Raw genomic sequence first — 22,648 nt, 5'->3', positions numbered from 1 at the left:
GATTTCATTTAAAATCGCTAGTTTTTCTATTAATTCGTAATCAATCCTATAAATTCAAGCTCATCTCCACTTGAATCCTCGTTTGTCAAAATAGAAGGCTGAATGGTAATCGCATGCTCACCACTATCAAGCGTGTCGGAAACGATAATATGTTGAACCATTTCCTCTTCTCCATAGGTGTCATAACTATCCACATACGCACCATCGACATAAACATCAAAGAAACCATGATCTGGACCGGTCTTATAAGAAATCCCTACAAGACTTCCAGAAAAGCTTAAGGAAATAGGATCTTCTAAATCAACCAAAGATAAGACATTCATATTTTTATAGGTTTCTGTACCTCCATATAAAAATTCCTTCTCTGGATAGCTGACCTTTTTATTGCCGTATACATAAGTACGAATATAATTAAACACGTTATCCCTTAACCCTGCATCACCCTCATCACCAGCAACCTCCACATTATCGATTAAGACAACATGATAATAGGCTGCTAGTTCCTGAATGACACTGCTTTGTTGTTCATCCATACCACTTTCTGTAACAGTTATAATCTCTGCCTTAGGATGCTGGGAAGTTAATTCCGATAAGAAGGCTTCATATAAATGTTTGTACTCTTTCTCGGTTCGATTATCGTTATCTCCCTGCAGGAAAAAAATAAGATCGTATGCTTGCTGCTTTTCCGAAAGATAATCCATCCAATTGTTGTATAAACCTGCGTCTGTCGTTTGAACATTTATATTCACTTCAGTTTCGTACTCATCTGAAAGCGAATTGGATAATAAGGTATACCATGCATTGTCTTCATCACTAGTAGATAAAGAATCACCAACAACCAGCATATCAATAGGCTCATTATGTACTAATTTTCCGTAAAAATCAGGATTATCAACTTCATCTATTACGAAATCTACTTTTTCTCGATCACTACTTGCCAAAATTTTCGTAAGCTTTTCTTCCTGATGTTTTGGTCCTACATACAATACAACAACAAGACCTACCACACATAAAGAAATCGCAATAATACTGAGTTTCCCCTTCAAAGCGCTTCCCCCCTAGCCATGTTTATTTTACTAGTTTATGGGTATTTTGTCATCAATATTTCCTATCCCAATCGACTAGAGGTGCATTTTGGCCACAAAAAGAAGCATTCCCCTACAGCGAAGAATACTTCCACAACATCATTGACTTTCAATATACTCCTGCTCCTCAGCTGTACTCAATATACCAGTCGCTCTTCCAACTGTACCACCTTGTATACTCCAGATTGCATTATGATCTCGATCTACTTCGGAGAAATCACCTTGTGCCCATTTTTCTAGGATATTTCGATAAACCTGTTCATGTTGTAAATCTACTTTTTCTAAGCCTTCTAAAAGCCATTCTACTCTTCTAGGATGTAGCTCATAAAAGCCCCATTTTTTCTCAGCACGAACCTTCTGATGGGACATTCCATGAATATACTCTTGATAATGAGCATCATCTAGCTGCTCCATCGCCACCTTCGTCCCAAATGGGTTTAACCCTTGCTCCAAAAAGTGATCAATATCCGCATCAGAAATGGTCCCTTTAATCTGCTCTCGTTCTGATTCCAGCTGTTCTGTTGCTGCTACCGACTCTACTTCCGTAACACCCTTCTTCTCTGTTTTTTCCTTTTCTTCATTCGTAGCTTCCTCTTCAGCAGAATCATTTGATAGAGATTCAAACCATTTTATCGTTCCAAAAGTAAGGACTGCAGAACTTATGATGACAATTCCGATGTATAGGAGTGTTTTTTTCAATGTTTTGTCTCCTTTCGTTTTGGATTTTTTGAGTGCCTGGCACCACCCGAGTTTGGTCGAATTTTGTCGAATCATTTCTCGCGCAAAATGACCCTAAGAATGTCTTCTCTCAGGGTCATCAGGTTTATTTAAACAAGTCTATATGATAGGCTTCCAACACATACTTTGGCACAAAGAACCGAGCTGTCTTTAGTGGATCTACAATTTGACTAATTTGTGATTGACCGACTGCACTCATCAACATCGTAAACTCCTCTAAAGATAAATCGGTTTCCGGCTGCAGTAAATCAATCATCTCTTCTACCGCTTGGTTTGCCGCATCATCTAATGACTCCTTCGATACTAATGACGCCACTCCATCTTCATTTTCCAACAACGGATATCGCAACGAGTGCCCTTTTACAACATCCAATGTCACAGACACCTTAGCCGGAATTTCAATACCAGAAACGCCAATTTCGCCATCCCCCATAGCGGCATGGCAATCCCCTAACGCAAATAGAGCTCCCTCATGGAATACAGGAAAATATAACGTAGCACCTGTAGTAATAAGTGTTGTATCCATATTTCCACCATGCGCACCAGGTGTACCATTATTGACTCCTTCTCCAGCTGGGGCTACACCAATGACGCCAATCATAGGATTCAACGGTAAAGAAAGCTTCTCATTAAAAATTGCTTTTCCATCTAGAATTGGAATAATTTTCGCCGTAAACTGGTTCATTCTGTGGCCCATTACTCCAAGGTCTGGTCCAACCGTCATAACACCTTTATCCCCAAGCTCAATCGAATCAATATGAACCTTTAAAATATCTCCAGGCATGGCCTCCTCAATATAAATGGGGCCAGTTGCAGGATTAATTTGATTCCAATCTACCGTTTGAAATGTCGTATCTTCTGTTTGAATTTGATTTTGAAAACAATCAAATGTATCAATCACCACTTGTGTACCAGCCTTAACCATTAGAGCCGGCTCATTGTTTTTATCCATAGCATATATGTAACGATCTGTTGATAAAAATGTATGCATATATCAACAACTCCTCTTTTTTATTTGGTTAGCAAACTACTATAAACCACTCGTTTCATTTTATGTCAGTATAGTATTAATAGTTAAATTTTTCAATAAATTAGAATGTCTAGGTTTGTCTAAATGCGCACATCCAATCTATTATCGACATATAACATGGTAAATCGTAATAATTCCCCAGGAAATGAAATGCATTTTATAGAATAGTAAAATATGTTGAAATTCGTTGATGATAAGAAAAATGGAATGCTCGAAGCGACAATAAAAATGCCAAATATGGCGATTGTCGGATACAGGATAAAAGTTAAAGCAGACGCTAAATCGTCTGCTTTTCCTAAATAAAAACCATTTGAGTTGTTTAATTAACCGAGGTTAATGGACCATTCCCGTACAGTACACCTTTAATGTTGTCCGCTGCTAACTCCGCCATGCGTAGCCGTGTTTTTTCACTGGAACTACCGATATGGGGCAAGGCGACAACATTTGGCAAGGTTAACAAAGGATTTTCTAATGACACCGGTTCTTCTTCAAACACATCAAGACCAGCCGCCAAAATCGTTTTCCTTTGTAAAGCCTCAAAAAGCGCCTTTTCATCCACAATTCCACCACGAGCAGTATTAATTAAAATAGCAGATTCCTTCATTAAAGCAAGTTCTCTTTCCCCAATTAAATGATGCACATCTGGACTGTACGGAATGAGGATACATACAAAATCCGGCTCTTTCAAAAGGGTTTTCAGTTCAACAAATTGCATATTATATTTTTGCTCGAGATCTGGCTTCTGGGACCGATTATAGTATAAAACATTCATATCAAAACCTTTTGCTCGCTTGACGACTGCTTCGGCTATTCTCCCCATCCCAATAAATCCAATTGTCGCCCCGTACACATCTTGCCCAACCAACTGCATAGGAGACCAACTTTTCCACTGACCATTTTGAATGTACTCAGATGCTTCCACGATTCTACGTGCAGTAGCCATTAGCAATGCAAATGTTAAATCTGCAGTTGTTTCAGTAAGGACGCCTGGTGTATTGGTAACGATAACACCTCGTTTCGTGGCGGCTATAACATCAATGTTGTTATACCCAACAGCCATGTTTGCAATGATATGTAGATTTTGACCATAGCGAATCATCTCTTCATCAATGGTTTCCGTCAGCATGCAAAGTAAGCCATCGACATCGCGAATTTCACGCAGTAGGACTTCTCTCGGAACAGGAACATCTTCCTCAGCCCACATTTTCACTTCACAAACGTTTTCTAATCGTTGCACAATCTTAGAAGGAAGCTTTCTCGTAATATACACTTTTGGTTTCAAAGAGCCCCCACCTTCCGTTAAACAGTTTTTACCATTTATATTAGATTATTCGATTTGGTAAGACAAAATGTGTATGAATTATTAAATTCAAGTTAGAAAATTGGTATTATATTGTACTTTCATCTTATTTAATACTTTCTAGAAAATATTAAAAAGCCCTTCATTAATAAAAATAAAGGGCTACTATTGCTAATTAAACAACTCACTTACAGATGCATTATTGTGTATGCGTAACAATGCATCTTTTAATAAAGGAGCAATTGATAATATTGTTATTTTATCAATTCTTTTTTCTTCAGGTAAATATATGGAGTTGGTAACAACCAATTCTTTTATCATAGATCCTTCAATTCGGCTAATTGCTGGTCCAGAAAGTACTGGATGTGTACAACAGGCATATACCTCTTTACATCCTTTTTCAATTAAGTCATTCGCAGCTAATGTTATTGTTCCAGCTGTGTCAATTAAATCATCAATAATAATAGCTCGTTTGCCATCGATATTCCCTATTATATTCATCACTTCTGCAACATTAGGTTCCGGACGACGCTTATCAATGAACGCAATTGGAACATCTAAAATACTCGCCAATTTTCGAGCACGGACCACTCCACCGTTATCTGGTGCAACCACAACAACATCCTCTAAATTTTTCTTTTTAAGGTATTGGGCCAATATAGGAACTCCTAAAAGTTGGTCAACAGGAATATCAAAAAATCCTTGAATTTGAGGAGCATGCAAATCAAGACTTATAACTCGATCGGCACCTGCTGTTTCTAATAGGTTGGCAATTAATTTAGCAGTAATTGGTTCGCGTGACCGAGCCTTTCTGTCTTGTCGTGCATAACCATAGTATGGCATAAGTACATTAATTGTTTTAGCAGAAGCACGTTTCATTGCATCAATCATAATTAGTAACTCCATAAGATGCTCGTTAGCTGGCTCAGAAGTTGATTGAACAAGATAAATGTCACATCCTCTAACACTTTCTTCAATATTAATCTGAATTTCACCGTCACTAAATCTTTTTACAGATGATTTCCCTAAAGATACGTCAAGAAGATTAGCGATTTCTGTAGCTAGAGGTTCATTTGAATTTAAAGAAAAAATCTTAAGTTTTGAATCAAATTCCATGATTTAACTTGCCTCCATATATTAAGGATTATTCACTGGTGTTAGCGGACTTTTACCTGTTAAAACTAGATTAATATTTTCAACAACTAATTCTGCCATCTTTAATCTAGTAGTTTCACTCGAACTACCTATATGTGGTAGTGTTACAACATTTGACAAAGTTAATAGAGGGTGGTTTCGTGGAACAGGCTCCTCTTCAAACACATCCAATCCAGCACCGAAAATTCGCCTATTTTTCAGAGCTGAATATAATGCATTTTCGTCAACTATACCGCCTCTTGCTGTATTTATAAGTATAGCATTTTTCTTCATCAATGCTAATTCCTTTTCCCCAATTAAATGGTGAACTTCTGCACGATAAGGAATTAAAATACATACATAGTCTGATTCTCTTAATAGTGTTTCCAAGTCTGTATATGTCATGTTGAAATCACACTCTAAATCTTTCTTTCGTGAACGGTTATAATAAAGAACATTCATGTCAAAACCTTGAGTTCTTTTCACTAGCGCTTGTGCTATTCTGCCCATTCCAATGATACCTATTGTTGCACCATATATATCTTGACCAGTTAATTGCATAGGCGACCAACTTTTCCACTTTCCCTCTTTTAAATAATCGGATGCTTCCACAATTCTTCTTGCGGTAGCCATTAATAGTGCGAAGGTCAAATCTGCTGTAGTCTCGGTTAATACACCTGGTGTATTCGTTACAACAATTCCCCTATTGGTTGCCTCATCCACATCAATGTTGTTATAACCAACTGCTAGGTTCGCAACAACTTTTAAATGTGTCCCACTGCGTAAAACTTCCTTATCTATCGTGTCAGTAAGCATACAGAACAAACCATCTACATGTTTTACCTTATCTAACAATATCCCTCTATCGACCGGTACATCCTCTTTTTCCCACATATCAACTTCACATACTCTTTTTAGCTTTTGAAGGATTGATTCCGGAAGCTTTCTCGTTACATATACCTTAGGCTTCATTTTTACACCTCTTTTTTAACAGCATTATTCAGCTGTAGCATCAAAAAATTCTATTAAAGATGGATATAATAACTTAAATTTTTGATAGAGTTCATCATATTTCAAATATGTACTCTCATCCGGCCGTATACGATAAAGTGTTTCATTTTTCACAATGCTCTCAGGGCTCTCTAAATTATCAAAGTACCCAATTGTTTTACCAGCTATTAAGCAAGAACCATATACACCCGTCTCAGAGACTTCTTGAATTTCAATTTCTTGTTTCAATACATTTGCTTTAATTTGCGCCCAAACTCTATTTTTAGATCCGCCACCTATAGAACGGAAGCGATTAAAGTTTAAGTGATAGTTTTCTTCAATTATTTCATAAATTTGCCTTAACCCAAAAGATATCCCTTCATACATAGCTCTTAGCATATCTGCCTTAGTAGTATTTAAGTGAAGACCTGCATACACACCTCTGGCATTTGGGTTCCAAACCGGGCTTCTTTCACCAAGCATATAGGGTAGAAAAAAGACACCGTTCGCACCAATAACCGATTCTTTTGGTAATTCCTCCAGAATCGCTTTACTTTCTTTATCATGCAAAAAATTTTTATAAAACCATTCTACAGCTGCTCCCGGTGTTGACATAGCACCATGAGAAAGCCATTGATTCTTCCAAACATAGCAGCGATTTAAAAATCGATTATCTAAATAGTCAGGATTATCCGTACAAACTGTGAGAACATTAGAAGTACCTACTGATTCAAACATCTGATTTGGCCTTAACCCTAAAGCTAAACTAGAACAAGCTGTATCTGCTGCACCAGCTATCACTTTGATACCCTTATAATTTCCTACTATGTCAAAAGGACTAACGACTTTAGGAAGAAGGGATGAATCAATTTGGAGCTCCTTACAAAAGGCATCTGACCACTCGTAATGGACTACATCAAATAATCCTGTATAGGAAGCCTGAGTCCAATCCATTACGTACTGTCCAGTTAATTTAAACAAAATATATGTAGACAAGTTTCCCCATTTAAAAGTTTCTTCATATATATATGGATAATTCTCTCTCATCCATATGAGTGAGGTAACTGTATACATACCAGGTTCTATCCGATTACGGGTTACTTCATATAATCTATTTTTACCAATTTGAGTCCGTATATGATCCGCTTGTATTTTGCTCCTTCGATCCAAATAAATAATACCATTGGATAAGGGTTCCCCTCTTGCATTTAGATGTACCGATGAATTACAAAAGGTGGAGAGTGAAATCGCATTCACTTCTCCACCATTTCTACTCACTTTTTGGATTGTTTCCTGAATCATATTTTCGGTCAGTTTCCATATTTGTGATAGGTCAATTTCAACCCACCCATTTTTCGGGTATAAAAGTGAGTAAGATTGCTTCGTAATATATCCTAGGTTTGATTCTTCATCGATAGCTCCTACCTTTATACCACTAGTTCCAATATCTACTCCGATGATATGAGACATGATGAATCACCTTTTCGTTTATTATTCAGCTATAACTGGCTCATTAACTAGCTGCTCGTGTAGTTCAATTGCTTCTTGAACTGTACCATTGTTATGAATAATGTGTTTGAATGCCTTTACAATTGCTGTCGGATTTGGACGATTCCAAACAATACGTCCAAATGTAATACCAGTACCACCGGCATCAATAACATCATACACCATTCGGAAGTAATCCTCTACGTTATTTCCGATGTCTCCTCCCGCTACAACTACTCGACCAGGTGTTGCCGAGACAACTTTATGGAACGTGTCTGGATCACCTGTGTATTTTGTCTTTACAATGTCTACTCCTAGCTCTGCACCAGCACGTACTGCATAAGCAGTATGTCTCCAATCGCTTTTTTCGCTTTCTGGTATTAAGCTTCCACGTGGGTAAATATGCGCTATTACTGGTAAGCCAACTGCATGAGCCTCTCCTGCTATAGTTGCTAGATTTCTTAATTGTTCAGGTTGATCTTCTCCCCCAATAATACATCCCATGGAAACTGCATCTGCCCCATAGCGAATTGCTTCTTGAACAGTCGCAACTTGCACATCTGAGTTTGGTTGCCAAGGTGAGAATGTAGATGCTTTGAAAATTAAACTAGTTTTCCCCGCATGCTTATGGAAACAGTTATCAGCTATTCCTTTATGCATTGTCATCGCATCAGGCTCCCCTGCTACGATTTCGCTGATTTTACGGTCAATTGGCATTAATTCATCAAAAATACCTCTTGCAGTTGCTTGGTCTACCGCAACCGCTAATAAACGACCATCTTCATGTAATAATCTTTTTAAACGTATCTCTTTTCCTAATAACATTTTTACACTCTCCTTTTAATTTTGGGTGAAAATTTCCTTCATACATTTCTCAAAAAAATTATCCGATTTGAATTACAGACTTCATGCCAACTCCATCCCGGACATCTTCAATTGCTTTTTGTATATCATCTAATGTGTACCCTTGCGTTGTAATCACGTCTGTATTAATTTTTCCTGAAACAATTAAAGATAGTGACTCATGATAATTGGAACGCGTTAAGGCTGAAGTTCCGTTAACATTTATTTCATTATAGTGAATAATATTTGGATCTAATTCAGAAAGAACACCTTTTGTAAAACCAGCAAATAAGTTTAATGTACCGCCTTTTTTCAATAAAGAAACTGCGCCATTAACCAGCTGTGGAACTCCAATTGCCATAATTACTACATCTGCTCCTAGCTTATCCGTGGCATCCATCACTACTTGTTCCAATGATTCCTGTTCTGGATTTACAGTAATGTCTGCGCCAGCTTCTATTGCTTTCTCACGTCGGTGACCTACTAATTCACTTAAAATGACTTGCTTTGCACCAGCAATTTTGGCAAGCTGGACGTGCATCAGTCCGATTGGTCCCCCACCAATAACAACAACTGTATCGTTCATTTTTACATTTGCTTTTTTGTTACCGTTCAAGCAACAAGCTAATGGTTCCGCAATAACTGCTTGTTCAAAGGTTATATGATCAGGTATTTTTACTATATTTTTTGCCTGTAGCGCAGTTTTTGGAATTCGTACATATTCCGCAAATCCACCATCATATTCATAGCCGATTGCCGTACGATTTGCACACACATTTTCTTTCCCGTTTTGACAGTAGTAACAGTTTCCACAAGGGATAACCGGCATAACGCCTACTCGATCTCCCACTACAAATTCCTGTACATTATCACCAACCTCTGCGACAGTTCCAACTAGCTCGTGGCCAATTGTAGATGGTGTACGTACTCCCTTTGTCTTTTTTCCTAAATAAATTCTTACATCCGTACCACAAACTGCACTTACATTAACCTTTAGTAAAATTTCATCTTTCGTAATTTCCGGCTTTGGTACTTCCTCTAATCTCATATCGTTTGGCCCATAAAATACAGCTGCTTTCAATTCCAACAACTCCTGTCTCGTCAAATGTAATACCTATTCTCCACCTTCATTATATTATTGGTGGTAATTTCCTTCAATATAATTTATAGAAAAATGAAGGAAATATTCATTATCGTGTATTTTTAAGGGGCTTCGATGTACTTTCAACGAATCCCCTATTTTAGCACCCACTAGATACCAAACCACTCTAATGGTACGGTAACTAATTCAGGGAAGAATATAAACACCAAAAGAATAAAGAACGTAATAATTATCCATTGGACTGTAGTCTTTGATACTTCTTCCACAGACAATCCTGTAATATTACTTGCTGCATATAAACATACTCCAACAGGAGGAGTAATCAAACCAAAGGATAGAAGCATTACCATGAATATTACAAAAAACACTGGATCAATACCCACACTCATAACAGTTGGCATTAAAATTGGAACCAGTATAAAGATTGCTGCTGTTGCATCCATGAACATACCAACAACTAGTAAAAACACAAACAACACCAGCATAATAACGATTGGACTATCGCTAAAATTTGTAATAGATGTAGCAATACGAGTAGGTAAACCATCGTATTCAAATGCCCAACTTGCCGCCTTTGCTGTTACTGCAATAAAAAGGATAGTACCAGTCATTTTAGTTGTTCGATAAAAAATATTAGGTATTTGTTTAAAACTAATATCCTTATAGATAAATAGCGTTACGAGTAACGTATAAAGAACGGCTACTGCTGCTGCCTCTGTTGGTGTAAAGAAACCTGATAATATACCGCCAAGCAATATTACAGGAGCAAGTAAAGCTGGGAATGCTTTTACAAACTCTTTCCCAAGTACTCGTAAATCAAATTTAATTGGTGCACCAATGTCATGTTTCTTACAGTAAAAATAGTTATATATCATGTAAACTATTGCAATTAAAATCCCTGGAATAAGCCCACCTATTAAAGCTGTTCCTACAGAAACGCCTGCAGTTGATGCTGCAACTACCATCAATATACTAGGCGGAATAATAGATGCTAGCATTGATGTAATAAGGGTTAAACCTGTAGAATATTTTAATGGATATCCATTTTTGGTCATAGCATTAATGGTCATGCGACCCGTACTAGCCACGTCTGCAATTGAGGAACCAGCCATACCCGCAAAAATTAAACTCGCCAACACATTTACGTGACCCAATCCTCCACGCATCCATCCTACAGCACTTTTTGCAAAGTCAAAAATACGTTTTGCAATTCCTCCTTCATCCATAATAATTCCAGCAAGAATGAATAGAGGAACCGCAACCATAATAAAACTATTCATCGAACTATACATCGATTGAATGACAATACTAAGGGGAACATCAGTAAAAAGAAGTACAGATAGGACAACTGATATACCTAAGGATGCAGCAATTGGAATTCCTAAAAATAAGAGAACAAAAAATAGAATTAGCAGAAAAATAGACATCTGTTGTCACCCCCTATATAAGATCTCGATGATAGAGTAAAGATTGTATCGTATTGATGATTCCAATAACTGCAGACACCGGTATACTTATTCCAATAATCCACATCGGTATTAACAATACAGAGCTTGTTTCATTCATACTAGCCTGTTGACTTACTAACTCCATTCCATAAACAACCATAAATCCAAGAAACGCAATAGTACCTATGGAGTAAATCCATCTCCCGATTTTCTTTAAGAATTTATTATTTATTAAGATGGTTACTCTAGGAGATTCAGCTTCACGAAAACCTATACCAACCCCCAAGAAAATCATCCAAATAAATACATATCGAGTCATTTCTTCCGTCCAAGGCGCAGAATGTCCAACTAACCTTCCAACTATCTGAATGATTACGATAACAAATAAAGTAAGGGCTATTATTCCTGCTAAAAAGTCTGTTACTTTATTTAAATATTTAAATATAGGGGCATAGTTTTTTTTCTGTTCATCATGTATCATCTGTTTACTCCCTTCTGTCACAAGCATACATAGAAGCAAATACCATCCTTTATGTAATGATAAGAGTGACGTATAAGGAATAGTAGTCTTCTTAATATAGCGTTTTCAATTTTTGTTTCGAAGACTACTATTGTTCCTATATCTTATTATTCACTTTTTCCAACAAATTCAAGTACTTTATTAAAATACTCATCGTCTTGCACAAGCTCTTTAAAGGTTGGGTATGCTTTTTTAGATATTTCAACAAATTGTTGTTGCTGCTCTGAAGTCAACTCATTTACTTCCATACCTTCTGATTCAAGATTTTCTATAATACTTGCAGCGTTCGCTGCATCCTCCTTATTTTTCCAACCCTGAACTTCTTTTGTAGCTTCCTCTAAAATCTTTTGTTGTTCTTCTGTTAAACTATTAAACTTCTTTTCATTTATACCTACTAGCCATCCTTCGGCCATATGGTTAGAAATAGTTAAATAGTCTTGAACCTCATACATATTCGCAGATACGATAACACCTAATGGATTTTCTTGACCATCAATAGTATTTAACTGAAGAGCATTGTAAACCTCACTGAAATCCATTGGAGATGTAACTGTTCCAGCACCTTGGAAGAATTCTACCCATAATGGATTGTTTGGAACACGAAGTTTCACTCCCTCTAAGTCAGCAGGTTGGGTAATCGGTCGAACAGAGTTTGTAATTTGTCTAAATTCTCGAGTCCAATAACCAAGACCTTTTATACTCAACTCATCCTGTACTTCTGTTAAGAGTTCTGCAGCAAGATCACTATTTAGATACGAAGTAAATTGATCTGCATCATCAAATAAATATGGAACACTTATTGCATTAAACTTCGGTTCAAAGTTTGCGTATAAAGAAGTCGAAAGAACTAACATATCTAAACTTCCAGCACCTAACTGCTTCACAGCGGCTGATGCATCACCACCATAAAGAGTTCCGTTTGCATGTACATCAATTTTAATTGAACCATCACTTTTTTCCTCTACCACTTTCGCAAATTCCTTTGCTGCTTGAGTTATTGGCGAAGAGTCAGGATCAGGAGTAGCGAGTTTAAATGTTACAGTATCCCCATTCCCTTCACCACTAGATGATTGGCTACAAGCACCTATAATAACTAGCGCCGCCATTAATGCAGACAACAAGAAAATTTTCTTCATTTTTTATCCCCCTTGATTATTCATCCTCCGACTATGATAACGCTTTCTTTTTAGCGAAATTAAAAACTCTTAGCCTGTACGGTAGAGTTTTTTTCATTTTCGGAAAATTCTTTCGGTAATTACATCTTAGCACATGGTGGTAATTTACTTCAATAATTAATTAAAAAAAATGAAGATTTTTTTTATATCTTGTTAAATCTTCTTTTCAATCGTTGAATTTCTAGTCTTTTGTAAGTTTTCGTAATAGTGCTCATAGCTATTTGTAGTTAAGGATGCAACTAAAATATCGATAATCGTTAACTGAGCAATTCGTGACGAGATAGCATCCGTTCGAAATAATGTTTCCTTAGACGCTGTTTGTAACCAAATGTCGGATATTTGCGTAATTGGTGATTTACTCGAATTAGTGATACATATGGTTGTAGCTCCAGCCTCTTTTGCAAGCTTCATTGCATGCAATACATCCGTATTCGATCCTGTGTGTGAAATACCAATTACTACATCATTTTTACCTAATAAGCTTGAAGACATTGCTTGAAGTACAGCATCACTGTATGCAAATGCTTTAATCCCCATTTTCAATAATTTATGCTGCGCATCCATGGCTACAGCACCTGAGCCACCAGTACCATAAAACTCAATAAGATTCGCATTTGAAATAGCGTTAACCGCTTGGATTAGTTGGGTATCATTAACTACCTCTAAAGAGTCGTATAAAGCTTGAATATTAGATTGAAACACCTTTTTCTTAATAGTTAGAACATCGTCACCCTTTTCAATAACCTCGTGTATTTGCTTTTCTGGAGAAATAACATCACGCGCTAAATGTATTTTCAGATCTTGGAATCCTTTATAGCCTAATCTTTTACATAGACGGACAACTGATGATTCGCTAGTTTGACTTCTTTCTGCCACTTCAGTAATCGACAAATGGATAATTTCTTCTGGATTCTTTTCAATTAAAGAAACAACCTTTTTCTCTGCCCCTCTAAGTTTAGGTAAAATAGCCTCGATTCTAGCAAAAAATCCAGGATTTTTATTTACATTTAAATCAGACATATCAGACATAGATAATCTCCTTTTTAATTTTAAGTTTAAATAAATTATAATCTCAAAATAGACCCTTTTTCAATTCAATTCGCTAATACTCTACATAATTATCATGTTATTTTTAAGTCTAATCCCTATAATAACTGAATAACCTATAATTTTATATCATGAAGATTATTTGTTATTATTATAATTTGGGCATAAATTAATAGATTTAAAAAAGTTAGGACGGTATATATGAATCAAACAATTGGTTTTATTGGATGCGGAAAAATGGCTCAAGCAATGATTGGTGGAATGGTGAAAGACGAAGAGATCAATCCAACGCAAATTATTGCAAGTACAACCTCCCAAGAAACATTACAAAAGGTTCAAGCGATGTTTCCAATTCAAACGACTATAAATAATGTAGAGGTTGCAGAGGTATCGGATATTTTATTTCTAGCTGTTCACCCAAATGGCTATAAGGAAGTGATTGAAGAAATTCGTCAAAATGTGAAGCCTTCTGTTGTGATTGTAACAATTGCTGCAGGGATTTCCATCGAAGACGTTCAACGTGCATTTCAAACAAACGTAAAAGTCGCGCGTACGATGCCAAATACCCCTTCTTTAATCCAAGAAGGAATGAGTGCGATATGTTCTAGTCGCGAGGTAACAGATGAGGAGCTTCAAACGGTGCTCTTGCTGTTTCACACCTTTGGAAAAGTAGAAATCGTAGCAGAAGAGCTAATGGATGCCATTCCAGCAGTTAGCGGATCATCTCCTGCCTATGTATATATGATGATTGAAGCCATGGCAGATGGTGCAGTGGCCCAAGGATTACCACGCGATCAAGCTTATCGATTAGCTTCACAAGCCTTAGTTGGTGCAGCGAAAATGGTGTTGGAGACAGGTTTACATCCTGGAGTGCTAAAAGATCAAGTCTGCTCACCAGGTGGCTCCACGATCGAAGCTGTTTCCGAGCTTGAAAAACAAGGATTCCGTGGTAATATACAAGCTGCTATGGAGAAATGTACACAAAAGGTGAAATCTTTAAGTAAATAACAGTGGTAAAAAAATGAAGGCACTTTTCTAGGTGCCTTCATTTCTTCTGTTCATTAGTTGAATAGATTCTCAAACTCTTCCATAATATATTGAGAACATTCCCCTTTTTCGAATTTCTCCATGTTTCCTTCTGCTAGATAGTTTTCACATTCCTCTTTACTAGCTTTTCCACATGCCGATAAAACGGTAGTTACAAGCAACAACATAGCAAACATAACCAATACTTTTTTCTTCACGAAATTCTCCCCCTAATATTTACCACTAATGTGAAATATTATTATACACTAGGGTTTGGGTGCCTGTCACTCCCCGAATTTTGTCGAATCGCGAAAACTTGTACTCTCCTCCTCAGATTCAGGATCTTGCAGCATATATTGATAGTATTGTTCCATTTTCAGCTCTTCTGGCACGTTCAAACAGTCTAAAACAGGAGTTATATTCATGTATGGATATAGGTTTGGCACATTCTCGGTTACATAATACGAATAACTACTCCATTTATATGCCTCCGGTTTTACAACCATTCCCGCTTTAACTGGGTTCAAATGTATATATTTGCTTACCTCCAGCATACTGCGGTACGTATTAAGCACTTCGGCAAAATATCGCTTTTCAAATACGTGACCTGTGAAGTTATTTTTCGTATTGTAATAATCCGCATAACGCTTATTAATTAAGGACATTACTTTTGAAATTGGGTATTCCGATGAGCGGAGCATTAAGTGGAAGTGATTTGTCATGAGGCAATATGCAGCTATTTCGAAGGGAAACTTATGATGGACTTGAGCAAGGATCAATTTGAACGTTTTAAAATCACCAGCATCACGAAACAAATCATCTCGCCGATTGCCTCTACAAACAATGTGGTAAAAGTAATGCGGAATCCAAACTCTTAATTTTCTCGGCATGATCTTCATCCTTGTTTTTAAGTGAAGTATAAAAGGATTTTTGTTGGTTGTCATTTGGGGAGATTTCGTTTATGGCAGGTGATACAGTTAGAAAATCTTCATTTATGTTGGAGGATTAGTAGAATTGGAAGATGACGAATGAGTATATTTTAAAAATAACTAGATTCATAAAAATCGGGCGTTTTTTTCGACATTATTCGATAAAACTCGGGGAGTGACAGGCACCCCCCCTAACAAGCTGCTGTATCTGCTAGAACTACTACATTCGGATGGTGCTTCAAAATGGATGCTGGAAAGTCCTCGGAGACTTCTCCTTCTATCAGACGGGTTAGTGCATTGGATTTTTTCTCACCGGACACTAGTAATAGGATTTTTTTTGCTTGCATGATCGTTTCGATTCCCATTGTAATAGCTTCGCGTGGCACTTGTTCCAGTTTTGAGAAAAAGCGAGAATTTGCTTTTCGAGTAGACTCCGCTAGCTTCACCACATGCGTTTTACTAGAGAAGGCAGTTCCAGGTTCATTAAAGCCAATATGTCCATTTAACCCTAAACCTAATACTTGGATATCAATATGTCCCGACTCCTTAATTTTTCTTTCATAATCCAGGCATTCCTGCTCCAAATCTCTTGCACGTCCATTCGGAATGTTCACTTGCTCAAGGTTTATATCAATATGATGAAAAAGCTTGTCCTTCATATAATAATGATAACTATTTGGGTCCTGTTCACTTAGCCCAACATACTCATCTAAATTAAAGGTCGTTACATTCGAAAAAGATACATTCCCTATGTTGTATTGATGGATGAATTGCTGATAGAGCCCTTCTGGCGTAGACCCTGTCGCAAGTCCCAGGACCGGATTTTTCTCCTGCTCCATCATATCTAAAATAATCGAGCACGCTTTTGCACTCATCTCGTTGTAATCCTTCACTTTTACGAGTTCCACAGTCATCCTCCCCTAAACGAAATAACGCCACCACAAATGGTGTACCGAATATTCATCTGGTCATCCACAAGAATAATATCCGCATCTTTTCCTTCGCGGATACTTCCTTTTCGTTCAAAGAAACCAATTTGTTTGGCAGGATTCACAGACGCCATTTCTACTATGTTTTCCAATGTCACACCAGCTATTCCAAGCATTCGTTTTGCACCTTCGTTCATTTTCAAAACGCTGCCAGCAAGCGTTCCATCTCCCAAAACCGCACGGCCATTAGACACGCGAACCGATTGACCACCCAAATCATAGGTACCAGCATCTAGTCCCTTGGCACGCATGGCATCGGTAATCATAATGAGCCGTTCACTGCCAATATTTTTGTAAATAAGCGCAAGCATATCATCGGAAACGTGAATGCCATCTGTAATGAGCTCCGCACGAAGTTGCTGTAATTGAAAAGCAGCTCCAACTACACCAATATCCAGGTGATGAATCCCAGTCATCGCGTTGCATAAATGAGTAACTTGTCGTACACCATGCTCGACAGCCTTTTTCATCCCATGAAAGTTCGTACCCGTGTGCCCAGCGGAAACATTTACTCCTGATTTATGTAAAGTTCTAGCAAATACACCATCCTCATCATGCTCTGGAGCCATTGTGATGGTTCGAATGTTGTTTGCTGAAAGCCGCTGCCATTTTTCAAATTGCTCCACATCCGGCTTGACTATGTATTCTATCGGCTGCGCTCCCGCCTTCGATTTTTCAACAAATGGACCCTCCAAATGAATGCCGATCAATTCCGCGTGCCCTGCCTTGTTTGGATACGTTGCGACATTTTCTAACGCTTTTTCAATATTAGCGGGGGATTGGGTGATGGTCGTAGCTAAGAAACTCGTTGTCCCCTCTGCCGGTAAGGCGCTCGCGATAGCATCTAGTGCTTCCTCTGTCCCATCCATCACATCTGCACCATTTGCACCATGAATGTGACTGTCGATGAAGCCAGGGAGGGCGTTTAAATGCTTACCATTTATCCGAATAACATCAGCAGGTAGCTTCTCAGGTATATCTCGTAGGAGCTTCGATATCTTTCCATTTTCAAGTAGTAAATAGCCTTCTTCAATCGTTTCGTTTTCTGCATAAATTTTTATGCGTTCCATTAAAATAGGACTTACCTGAACCATGTAAAACACCTCCCTTTAATACTAATATGAAGAAACCTGCTCCTTAATTAAAAAGAGAAGTGCGTAAAACACTCCTCTACTTTTCGACAAATTTCGGGCGGTGCCAGGCACCCAAAAACCGTTCGATTCGCTTTACTGCTTCCTTCAACTGCTCTAGGGAGGTTGCATAGGAGCATCGAACATATCCTTCTCCACTTTCCCCAAATGCACTACCCGGTACAACAGCTACTCTCTCTTGCACTAACAATTCCTCTGCAAACTGTTCCGAGGTTAAGCCTGTACTTTTTATTGAAGGAAACACATAAAAAGCACCACCTGGCGTATGGCATTCCAATCCGATTTGATTTAAGGCTTGAACAAAATAGTTCCTTCTTCGCAAATAGCTTTTTCGCATACTTTCCACTTGGTCCATATTATTGCGCAGCGCATCTATTGCACCATGCTGCAGCATATGAGGTGCACACATAATCGTATATTGAAGAATTTTCACCATTACCTTTGTCAATTCCACTGGGGCTGCGATGTAACCTAGCCTCCAACCGGTCATGGCAAATCCCTTGGAAAAGCCATTCACTAAAATCGTCCGCTCGTACATGCCATCAATCGATGCTATACTCGTAAATTCTTCATCATACGTTAATTCTGCATAAATTTCATCCGAAACGACGATTAGATCGTGTTTTTTGACAACCTCTGCAATTGCTTTTAGGTCGTCCTCATTTAAATACGTACCCGTCGGATTATTTGGCGAGCATAGCAAAATTACCTTAGTCCGGTCTGTTATCGCCGCATCGATTTGCTCTGGTGTTACTTTAAACCCGTTTTCAATCGATGTATGTATCGAAACAGGGCTTCCACCAGCTAATGTTACAAGGGAGGCATAGGATACAAAGGCTGGTTCTACAATTAATACTTCATCACCAGGATTCAACAGGGCACGAAACGCCAAATCCAACGCTTGACTTGCACCAACTGTAACAATCAGTTGATCCTCCGCTTGGTACGTTAACGAATATCGTGTTCGTAAATAATTGGAAATTTCTGCTCTCAGCTCTAGCAGTCCAGGGTTAGCTGTATACGAGGTGTAACCACCCTCTAGGGAAGCAATGGTGGACTCCCGAATGCTCCATGGTGTAATAAAGTCTGGCTCACCAACTCCAAGCGAGACGACATTCTCCATGCTGGAAGCTAAGTCAAAAAATTTGCGGATGCTTGATGGCTTTAGTTCTACCGCGGTTTTCGATACATATTGTTCATAGTCCATCATGGTGAAACCACCATTCTTCGGTCTTTATCATCTCGATCATCAATAATGATTCCATCATGCTTGTAACGCTTTAACATGAAATGTGTTGTCGTCGAAATGACACTTTCGATGGTAGCTAGCTTTTCCGAAACGAAAGATGCGATCTCAGTCATCGTTTTCCCTACAATTTCAATAGAAAGATCATACGCACCTGACATCAAATAAAGGGATGTCACTTCCGGATAGCGATAGATGCGCTCTGCTACTTCATCAAATCCAACGCCACGCTTAGGTGTCACCTTCACGTCAATAATTGCCACAATTTGCTCTTTGCTTTCGACCTTGTTCCAATCAATTAAAACGGGGTAACTAACGATGACCTTCTCATCTTCTAGCTTTTTTATAATGTTTTCGACATGCTCTTGATCCAGCTGCACCATCATCGCGATGTCTTCTGTAGAAATTCGCTTGTGTTCATCTAGTATGGTTAAAATTTCTAATTCTTCGTTCGTTAGCTTCAAAATGTAGTGCTCCTTTCGGTACGAATACAGTGATTATACAAATTATAAAGCGCATCGAGGTATTATTCCAATCGATTTAACAAAAATGTAATAAAAAGCTAGAGAAAGACTTACCCTTCTCTAGCTTTTGTTTCGATGTAGCACGTATTCAAATTTCGACAAATTTCGGGTGGTGCCAGGCACTCAAAAACCCCCTACACCCTAAATTTCCCAATCAACTCACTTAATTCCTCCGCCTTTTCCTCCAGTGTTTTCGCGCTATTTGATACGCTTTCCATTGCACTGTTGGATTGCTATGCGGTGGCTGAAACTTGCTCTACTCCTGCTGCACTTTCTTCGGATATGGATGCGATGTTTTCAATAGATTGGTTAATGGTCTTGGAATCGTCAATAACCTTGAACAAGGATGCGGACATGGTTTCTACTTGCTCGCCAACCTCATTGATCACTTGCTTTAAGCTATGGAACGTTTGACCTGTGGTTTGAATTTGTTCCGAGCCATCCTCTACTAAGTGATATCCTTCATCTAATGATTGGACAACTTGTTGCGATTCTTTTTGAATTTCATTAACTATTTCAATAATGCCTGAAGTAGAATTGCTTACTTCCTCCGACAACTTACGAACCTCATCGGCAACAACGGCAAATCCTCGACCATGTTCGCCTGCTCGTGCTGCTTCAATTGCCGCATTAAGCGCTAATAAATTAGTCTGTTCTGCAATATCGGTTATGACTGCCATAATTGTAGAGATTTCTTTTGTTTTACTGTCTAATCCTTTTACCATTTCAAGAGATTGTTGCATTTTGTCGTTGATAACATCCATTTTGCTTACCGAGCTCTCCATATAACGGCTTCCATCGTTCGCCATTTGAAGCATGTTTTCGGCATTGTTTTTCGTATTTTCTCCTGTAAAAGCCACTTCAGCAATCTCATTGACAAAGCGACCCATGGTTTCATTCAATTCAGAGGATGCAGTCGCTTGCTCCTCGGATCCTTTAGAAATCTCTTCCATTGTGATCGCAATTTGCTCACTACCGGATGCTACTTCCTCTGCATAACGAGTAAGCTCCGTACTCTGGCTATTAATCGTTTCACTTGCACTTGATACATTTTGGATCATATCTTTTAAGTTATGCTGCATCCTATTGAGGGAAGTCGCTAGATCACCAATTTCATCCTTCGATTTTACGGAAACTTCCTCTCCGTCTAAATCTCCATTGGCAAGTTGATTCATCCGTGCTGATACCGTCTTAATTGGCTTCGCTATCCGGTTTGCGATAAACCAAACGATAAAAATACTCACTAAAATCGTAGACCAAGTAACAATGGCGTTCGCTATCATCATATCATTAGCAGATTGGTTAAAGTCTGATGCATACGTACCCGCTACGACTGTCCAACCCCAGTCCGGCTCTGCTTGTGCATAGGTAACCATTTTTCCAAATTCGTTTTCCTTACCTGGAAGTGGGGCATCATAAGAGAATGTGCCTCCCTCCTCTTGATCCCCAACTTCAAGAAGCTTTTGGATGTATTTTACGCCGTTTGGGTCTTTAGCATCTATTAAGTTTTGCCCTTCTAATGTAGGATGGGCTACTATATTTCCGTGCATGTCCAACACAAACATAAACCCATTTTCACCGAGGTCAAGGGCATTGGTCATTTCACGCGTGCCGTCCTCATTCTTTACACCAATGATGGAGCTTTTCACACGCTCTTGCGCATCCTCTTTATATAAATTTCCTTTGTTTACTTCAATGTTCAATCCATCTATCATTTCGATGGTTAAGGAAACTGCATTTTTTAAATTGGCATTACCGAGTTCATCTAAGCTTTCTTTGCTGTTATAGTAACTGAAAGTACTTAGTATAAGTAATGGAATCGTTACCAGTAAAATTGAAAATGTAATGAGCTTTGTCTTTAATGATTTTCGAAAGAATCGCATTTTTTTCAAATCTGTGCACCTACTTTGTCGTTTTTTGACACTTTATTGTATATATCGGTTTCATTTGCTAATAGTTTTATAACAAAATGAAAAAATAATCAGAAAATGCTTCAGACACATAAAAAAGCCTAACCTCTTTAACTAAGAAGTTAGGCTTTTCCTTCGGTGCAATTCGACAAAATTCGGGAAGTGACAGGCACTCCAAAACCCCATCCACGCACTCTAATAATTATACGTACTATTCTGCTGAATCACATAATTCTGCAAATCATAGCTTCCGTTATACACGTACTCTGGTCCGAATGTTAATGTCCAGAAACGAGATTTTCCTGGGGCTAACGTTCCAAAGTCGCTTTCTGGGAAGGAGAAGAAAGCAGATGCAATAATTTCTTCACCGTTTGCATCTAACACTTTTAATTCACTTTCAATGTTATAAATCGTATGTTCTGTACCATTACGTACGAAAACCTCTACATATAACGTACCATCTTCTTGGTAAGTAGCATAAACACCGTTAAAATCAATTTGACCAGCTGTTGGTTCTCCAAATCCGTTAACTAGCTGTTGTAGTTGATCCAATGATTCCTGATCTACAGTAGACATATCTACTCCAGGTCCAAGGTCAAACTCGTGATATACAGGAACATTACCTTCAGCATTTGCTTCCGCAGCTTCTTCTGTTTCCGTAGCAGGAGCTTCTTCTTCCGTTGCTTCCGTTGCTTCAGTGGCAGGTTCTTCTGTCACCTCTTCAGCTTCTTCAGCTTCTTCTGTTTCCTCTGTTGCTTCTTTTTCTTCCGTTTCTGTTGCTTCTTCTTGTTTATCTGCAGCTTCCTTTTCCTTTTCCGAATCAGAGCTACATGCAGCTAATAAAGCAACCATAAAAATAATAAAGATGAGTGCAAATGACTTTTTCATGATCGTTTCTCCTTTGAAGTCGATAAGGAAGCTATGAGGAAATCTATTAATAGAGTCGCATCATATCCTCTTATCTAGTAATATT

At 38.2% G+C, this 22,648-nt stretch carries 22 protein-coding genes; 1 reads left to right on the top strand and 21 read right to left on the bottom strand.

Going from position 1 to position 22,648, the window contains the following annotated elements:
- Nucleotides 1-29: 29 nt before the first annotated feature.
- From C1A05_RS02495 to C1A05_RS02435, 13 genes are all read right to left on the bottom strand, one after another.
- Nucleotides 30-1,046, bottom strand: a complete 1,017-nt coding sequence (locus C1A05_RS02495) for an SGNH/GDSL hydrolase family protein (protein WP_102026588.1) — start codon at nucleotides 1,044-1,046, stop codon at nucleotides 30-32.
- A 138-nt stretch (nucleotides 1,047-1,184) separates the two neighbouring features.
- Complete coding sequence (locus C1A05_RS02490) at nucleotides 1,185-1,784, bottom strand: DUF6241 domain-containing protein (protein WP_102026587.1); 600 nt, start codon at nucleotides 1,782-1,784, stop codon at nucleotides 1,185-1,187.
- A gap of 124 nt (nucleotides 1,785-1,908) precedes the next feature.
- Nucleotides 1,909-2,814: an acetamidase/formamidase family protein gene (locus tag C1A05_RS02485; protein ID WP_102026586.1), complete on the bottom strand. Its 906-nt coding sequence runs from the start codon at nucleotides 2,812-2,814 to the stop codon at nucleotides 1,909-1,911.
- 358 nt (nucleotides 2,815-3,172) lie between these two features.
- On the bottom strand, nucleotides 3,173-4,135 hold the full coding sequence (locus C1A05_RS02480) for a 2-hydroxyacid dehydrogenase (RefSeq protein ID WP_102026585.1): 963 nt from the start codon (nucleotides 4,133-4,135) through the stop codon (nucleotides 3,173-3,175).
- A 189-nt stretch (nucleotides 4,136-4,324) separates the two neighbouring features.
- Nucleotides 4,325-5,269 carry a ribose-phosphate diphosphokinase gene (locus C1A05_RS02475; protein ID WP_102026584.1) on the bottom strand — a complete coding sequence of 315 codons (945 nt, stop codon included), beginning with the start codon at nucleotides 5,267-5,269 and terminating at the stop codon, nucleotides 4,325-4,327.
- A gap of 21 nt (nucleotides 5,270-5,290) precedes the next feature.
- Complete coding sequence (locus C1A05_RS02470; protein ID WP_102026583.1) at nucleotides 5,291-6,259, bottom strand: 2-hydroxyacid dehydrogenase; 969 nt, start codon at nucleotides 6,257-6,259, stop codon at nucleotides 5,291-5,293.
- 24 nt (nucleotides 6,260-6,283) lie between these two features.
- Nucleotides 6,284-7,747: a xylulokinase gene (locus tag C1A05_RS02465; RefSeq protein WP_102026582.1), complete on the bottom strand. Its 1,464-nt coding sequence runs from the start codon at nucleotides 7,745-7,747 to the stop codon at nucleotides 6,284-6,286.
- A 21-nt stretch (nucleotides 7,748-7,768) separates the two neighbouring features.
- Complete coding sequence (locus tag C1A05_RS02460; RefSeq protein ID WP_102026581.1) at nucleotides 7,769-8,590, bottom strand: class I fructose-bisphosphate aldolase; 822 nt, start codon at nucleotides 8,588-8,590, stop codon at nucleotides 7,769-7,771.
- A gap of 58 nt (nucleotides 8,591-8,648) precedes the next feature.
- A complete protein-coding gene (locus tag C1A05_RS02455; protein ID WP_102026580.1) occupies nucleotides 8,649-9,689 on the bottom strand; it encodes a zinc-dependent dehydrogenase in 1,041 nt (346 codons plus the stop codon).
- A gap of 170 nt (nucleotides 9,690-9,859) precedes the next feature.
- The gene (locus tag C1A05_RS02450; RefSeq protein WP_102026579.1) at nucleotides 9,860-11,137 is read right to left on the bottom strand and encodes a TRAP transporter large permease; all 1,278 of its coding nucleotides are present in this window, start codon (nucleotides 11,135-11,137) and stop codon (nucleotides 9,860-9,862) included.
- A 13-nt stretch (nucleotides 11,138-11,150) separates the two neighbouring features.
- On the bottom strand, nucleotides 11,151-11,639 hold the full coding sequence (locus C1A05_RS02445; protein ID WP_102026578.1) for a TRAP transporter small permease: 489 nt from the start codon (nucleotides 11,637-11,639) through the stop codon (nucleotides 11,151-11,153).
- Nucleotides 11,640-11,785: 146 nt separating this feature from the next.
- Nucleotides 11,786-12,814: a DctP family TRAP transporter solute-binding subunit gene (locus C1A05_RS02440; RefSeq protein WP_102026577.1), complete on the bottom strand. Its 1,029-nt coding sequence runs from the start codon at nucleotides 12,812-12,814 to the stop codon at nucleotides 11,786-11,788.
- A gap of 192 nt (nucleotides 12,815-13,006) precedes the next feature.
- A complete protein-coding gene (locus C1A05_RS02435) occupies nucleotides 13,007-13,882 on the bottom strand; it encodes a MurR/RpiR family transcriptional regulator (RefSeq protein ID WP_234998262.1) in 876 nt (291 codons plus the stop codon).
- A 219-nt stretch (nucleotides 13,883-14,101) separates the two neighbouring features.
- Here C1A05_RS02435 and proC point away from each other — a divergent pair, with 219 nt between their 5' ends.
- Nucleotides 14,102-14,908: a pyrroline-5-carboxylate reductase gene (gene proC, locus C1A05_RS02430; RefSeq protein WP_102026576.1), complete on the top strand. Its 807-nt coding sequence runs from the start codon at nucleotides 14,102-14,104 to the stop codon at nucleotides 14,906-14,908.
- A gap of 53 nt (nucleotides 14,909-14,961) precedes the next feature.
- Here proC and C1A05_RS02425 read toward each other — a convergent pair whose 3' ends face one another.
- From C1A05_RS02425 to C1A05_RS02390, 8 genes are all read right to left on the bottom strand, one after another.
- Nucleotides 14,962-15,144: a hypothetical protein gene (locus C1A05_RS02425; protein WP_102026575.1), complete on the bottom strand. Its 183-nt coding sequence runs from the start codon at nucleotides 15,142-15,144 to the stop codon at nucleotides 14,962-14,964.
- Nucleotides 15,145-15,210: 66 nt separating this feature from the next.
- Nucleotides 15,211-15,816: a transposase gene (locus tag C1A05_RS02420; protein ID WP_102026574.1), complete on the bottom strand. Its 606-nt coding sequence runs from the start codon at nucleotides 15,814-15,816 to the stop codon at nucleotides 15,211-15,213.
- Between the two features lie 230 nt (nucleotides 15,817-16,046).
- Entirely contained in the window at nucleotides 16,047-16,763 is a 717-nt protein-coding gene (gene nagB / locus C1A05_RS02415) for a glucosamine-6-phosphate deaminase (protein ID WP_102026573.1), read from the bottom strand.
- 2 nt (nucleotides 16,764-16,765) lie between these two features.
- Nucleotides 16,766-17,938, bottom strand: a complete 1,173-nt coding sequence (gene nagA, locus C1A05_RS02410) for an N-acetylglucosamine-6-phosphate deacetylase (RefSeq protein WP_102026572.1) — start codon at nucleotides 17,936-17,938, stop codon at nucleotides 16,766-16,768.
- 76 nt (nucleotides 17,939-18,014) lie between these two features.
- A complete protein-coding gene (locus tag C1A05_RS02405; RefSeq protein WP_102026571.1) occupies nucleotides 18,015-19,205 on the bottom strand; it encodes an aminotransferase in 1,191 nt (396 codons plus the stop codon).
- Nucleotides 19,202-19,705 carry an Lrp/AsnC family transcriptional regulator gene (locus C1A05_RS02400; protein ID WP_102026570.1) on the bottom strand — a complete coding sequence of 168 codons (504 nt, stop codon included), beginning with the start codon at nucleotides 19,703-19,705 and terminating at the stop codon, nucleotides 19,202-19,204. Before C1A05_RS02400 ends, C1A05_RS02405 begins: the two co-directional genes overlap by 4 nt.
- A 293-nt stretch (nucleotides 19,706-19,998) precedes the next feature.
- Complete coding sequence (locus C1A05_RS02395) at nucleotides 19,999-21,648, bottom strand: methyl-accepting chemotaxis protein (protein WP_234998310.1); 1,650 nt, start codon at nucleotides 21,646-21,648, stop codon at nucleotides 19,999-20,001.
- A 222-nt stretch (nucleotides 21,649-21,870) separates the two neighbouring features.
- A complete protein-coding gene (locus C1A05_RS02390; RefSeq protein WP_102026568.1) occupies nucleotides 21,871-22,563 on the bottom strand; it encodes an SLAP domain-containing protein in 693 nt (230 codons plus the stop codon).
- Between the last annotated feature and the right edge of the window lie 85 nt (nucleotides 22,564-22,648).

It is taken from the genome of Salirhabdus sp. Marseille-P4669 (genome assembly GCF_900240405.1).
GTDB lineage: Bacteria > Bacillota > Bacilli > Bacillales > Alkalibacillaceae > OEQK01.
The sequence above is the reverse complement of the archived record's forward strand: the minus strand, read 5'-3'. Positions and strand labels throughout refer to the sequence as shown.

Coding starts and splice junctions, on each gene's coding strand:
- C1A05_RS02485 (WP_102026586.1), bottom strand. CDS start 2,814: ATGCATACATTTTTATCAACAGATCGTTACATATATGCTATGGATAAA.
- C1A05_RS02475 (WP_102026584.1), bottom strand. CDS start 5,269: ATGGAATTTGATTCAAAACTTAAGATTTTTTCTTTAAATTCAAATGAA.
- C1A05_RS02470 (WP_102026583.1), bottom strand. CDS start 6,259: ATGAAGCCTAAGGTATATGTAACGAGAAAGCTTCCGGAATCAATCCTT.
- C1A05_RS02465 (WP_102026582.1), bottom strand. CDS start 7,747: ATGTCTCATATCATCGGAGTAGATATTGGAACTAGTGGTATAAAGGTA.
- C1A05_RS02460 (WP_102026581.1), bottom strand. CDS start 8,590: ATGTTATTAGGAAAAGAGATACGTTTAAAAAGATTATTACATGAAGAT.
- C1A05_RS02450 (WP_102026579.1), bottom strand. CDS start 11,137: ATGTCTATTTTTCTGCTAATTCTATTTTTTGTTCTCTTATTTTTAGGA.
- C1A05_RS02445 (WP_102026578.1), bottom strand. CDS start 11,639: ATGATACATGATGAACAGAAAAAAAACTATGCCCCTATATTTAAATAT.
- C1A05_RS02440 (WP_102026577.1), bottom strand. CDS start 12,814: ATGAAGAAAATTTTCTTGTTGTCTGCATTAATGGCGGCGCTAGTTATT.
- C1A05_RS02435 (WP_234998262.1), bottom strand. CDS start 13,882: ATGTCTGATATGTCTGATTTAAATGTAAATAAAAATCCTGGATTTTTT.
- proC (WP_102026576.1), top strand. CDS start 14,102: ATGAATCAAACAATTGGTTTTATTGGATGCGGAAAAATGGCTCAAGCA.
- C1A05_RS02420 (WP_102026574.1), bottom strand. CDS start 15,816: ATGCCGAGAAAATTAAGAGTTTGGATTCCGCATTACTTTTACCACATT.
- nagA (WP_102026572.1), bottom strand. CDS start 17,938: ATGGTTCAGGTAAGTCCTATTTTAATGGAACGCATAAAAATTTATGCA.
- C1A05_RS02405 (WP_102026571.1), bottom strand. CDS start 19,205: ATGATGGACTATGAACAATATGTATCGAAAACCGCGGTAGAACTAAAG.
- C1A05_RS02395 (WP_234998310.1), bottom strand. CDS start 21,648: ATGCGATTCTTTCGAAAATCATTAAAGACAAAGCTCATTACATTTTCA.
- C1A05_RS02390 (WP_102026568.1), bottom strand. CDS start 22,563: ATGAAAAAGTCATTTGCACTCATCTTTATTATTTTTATGGTTGCTTTA.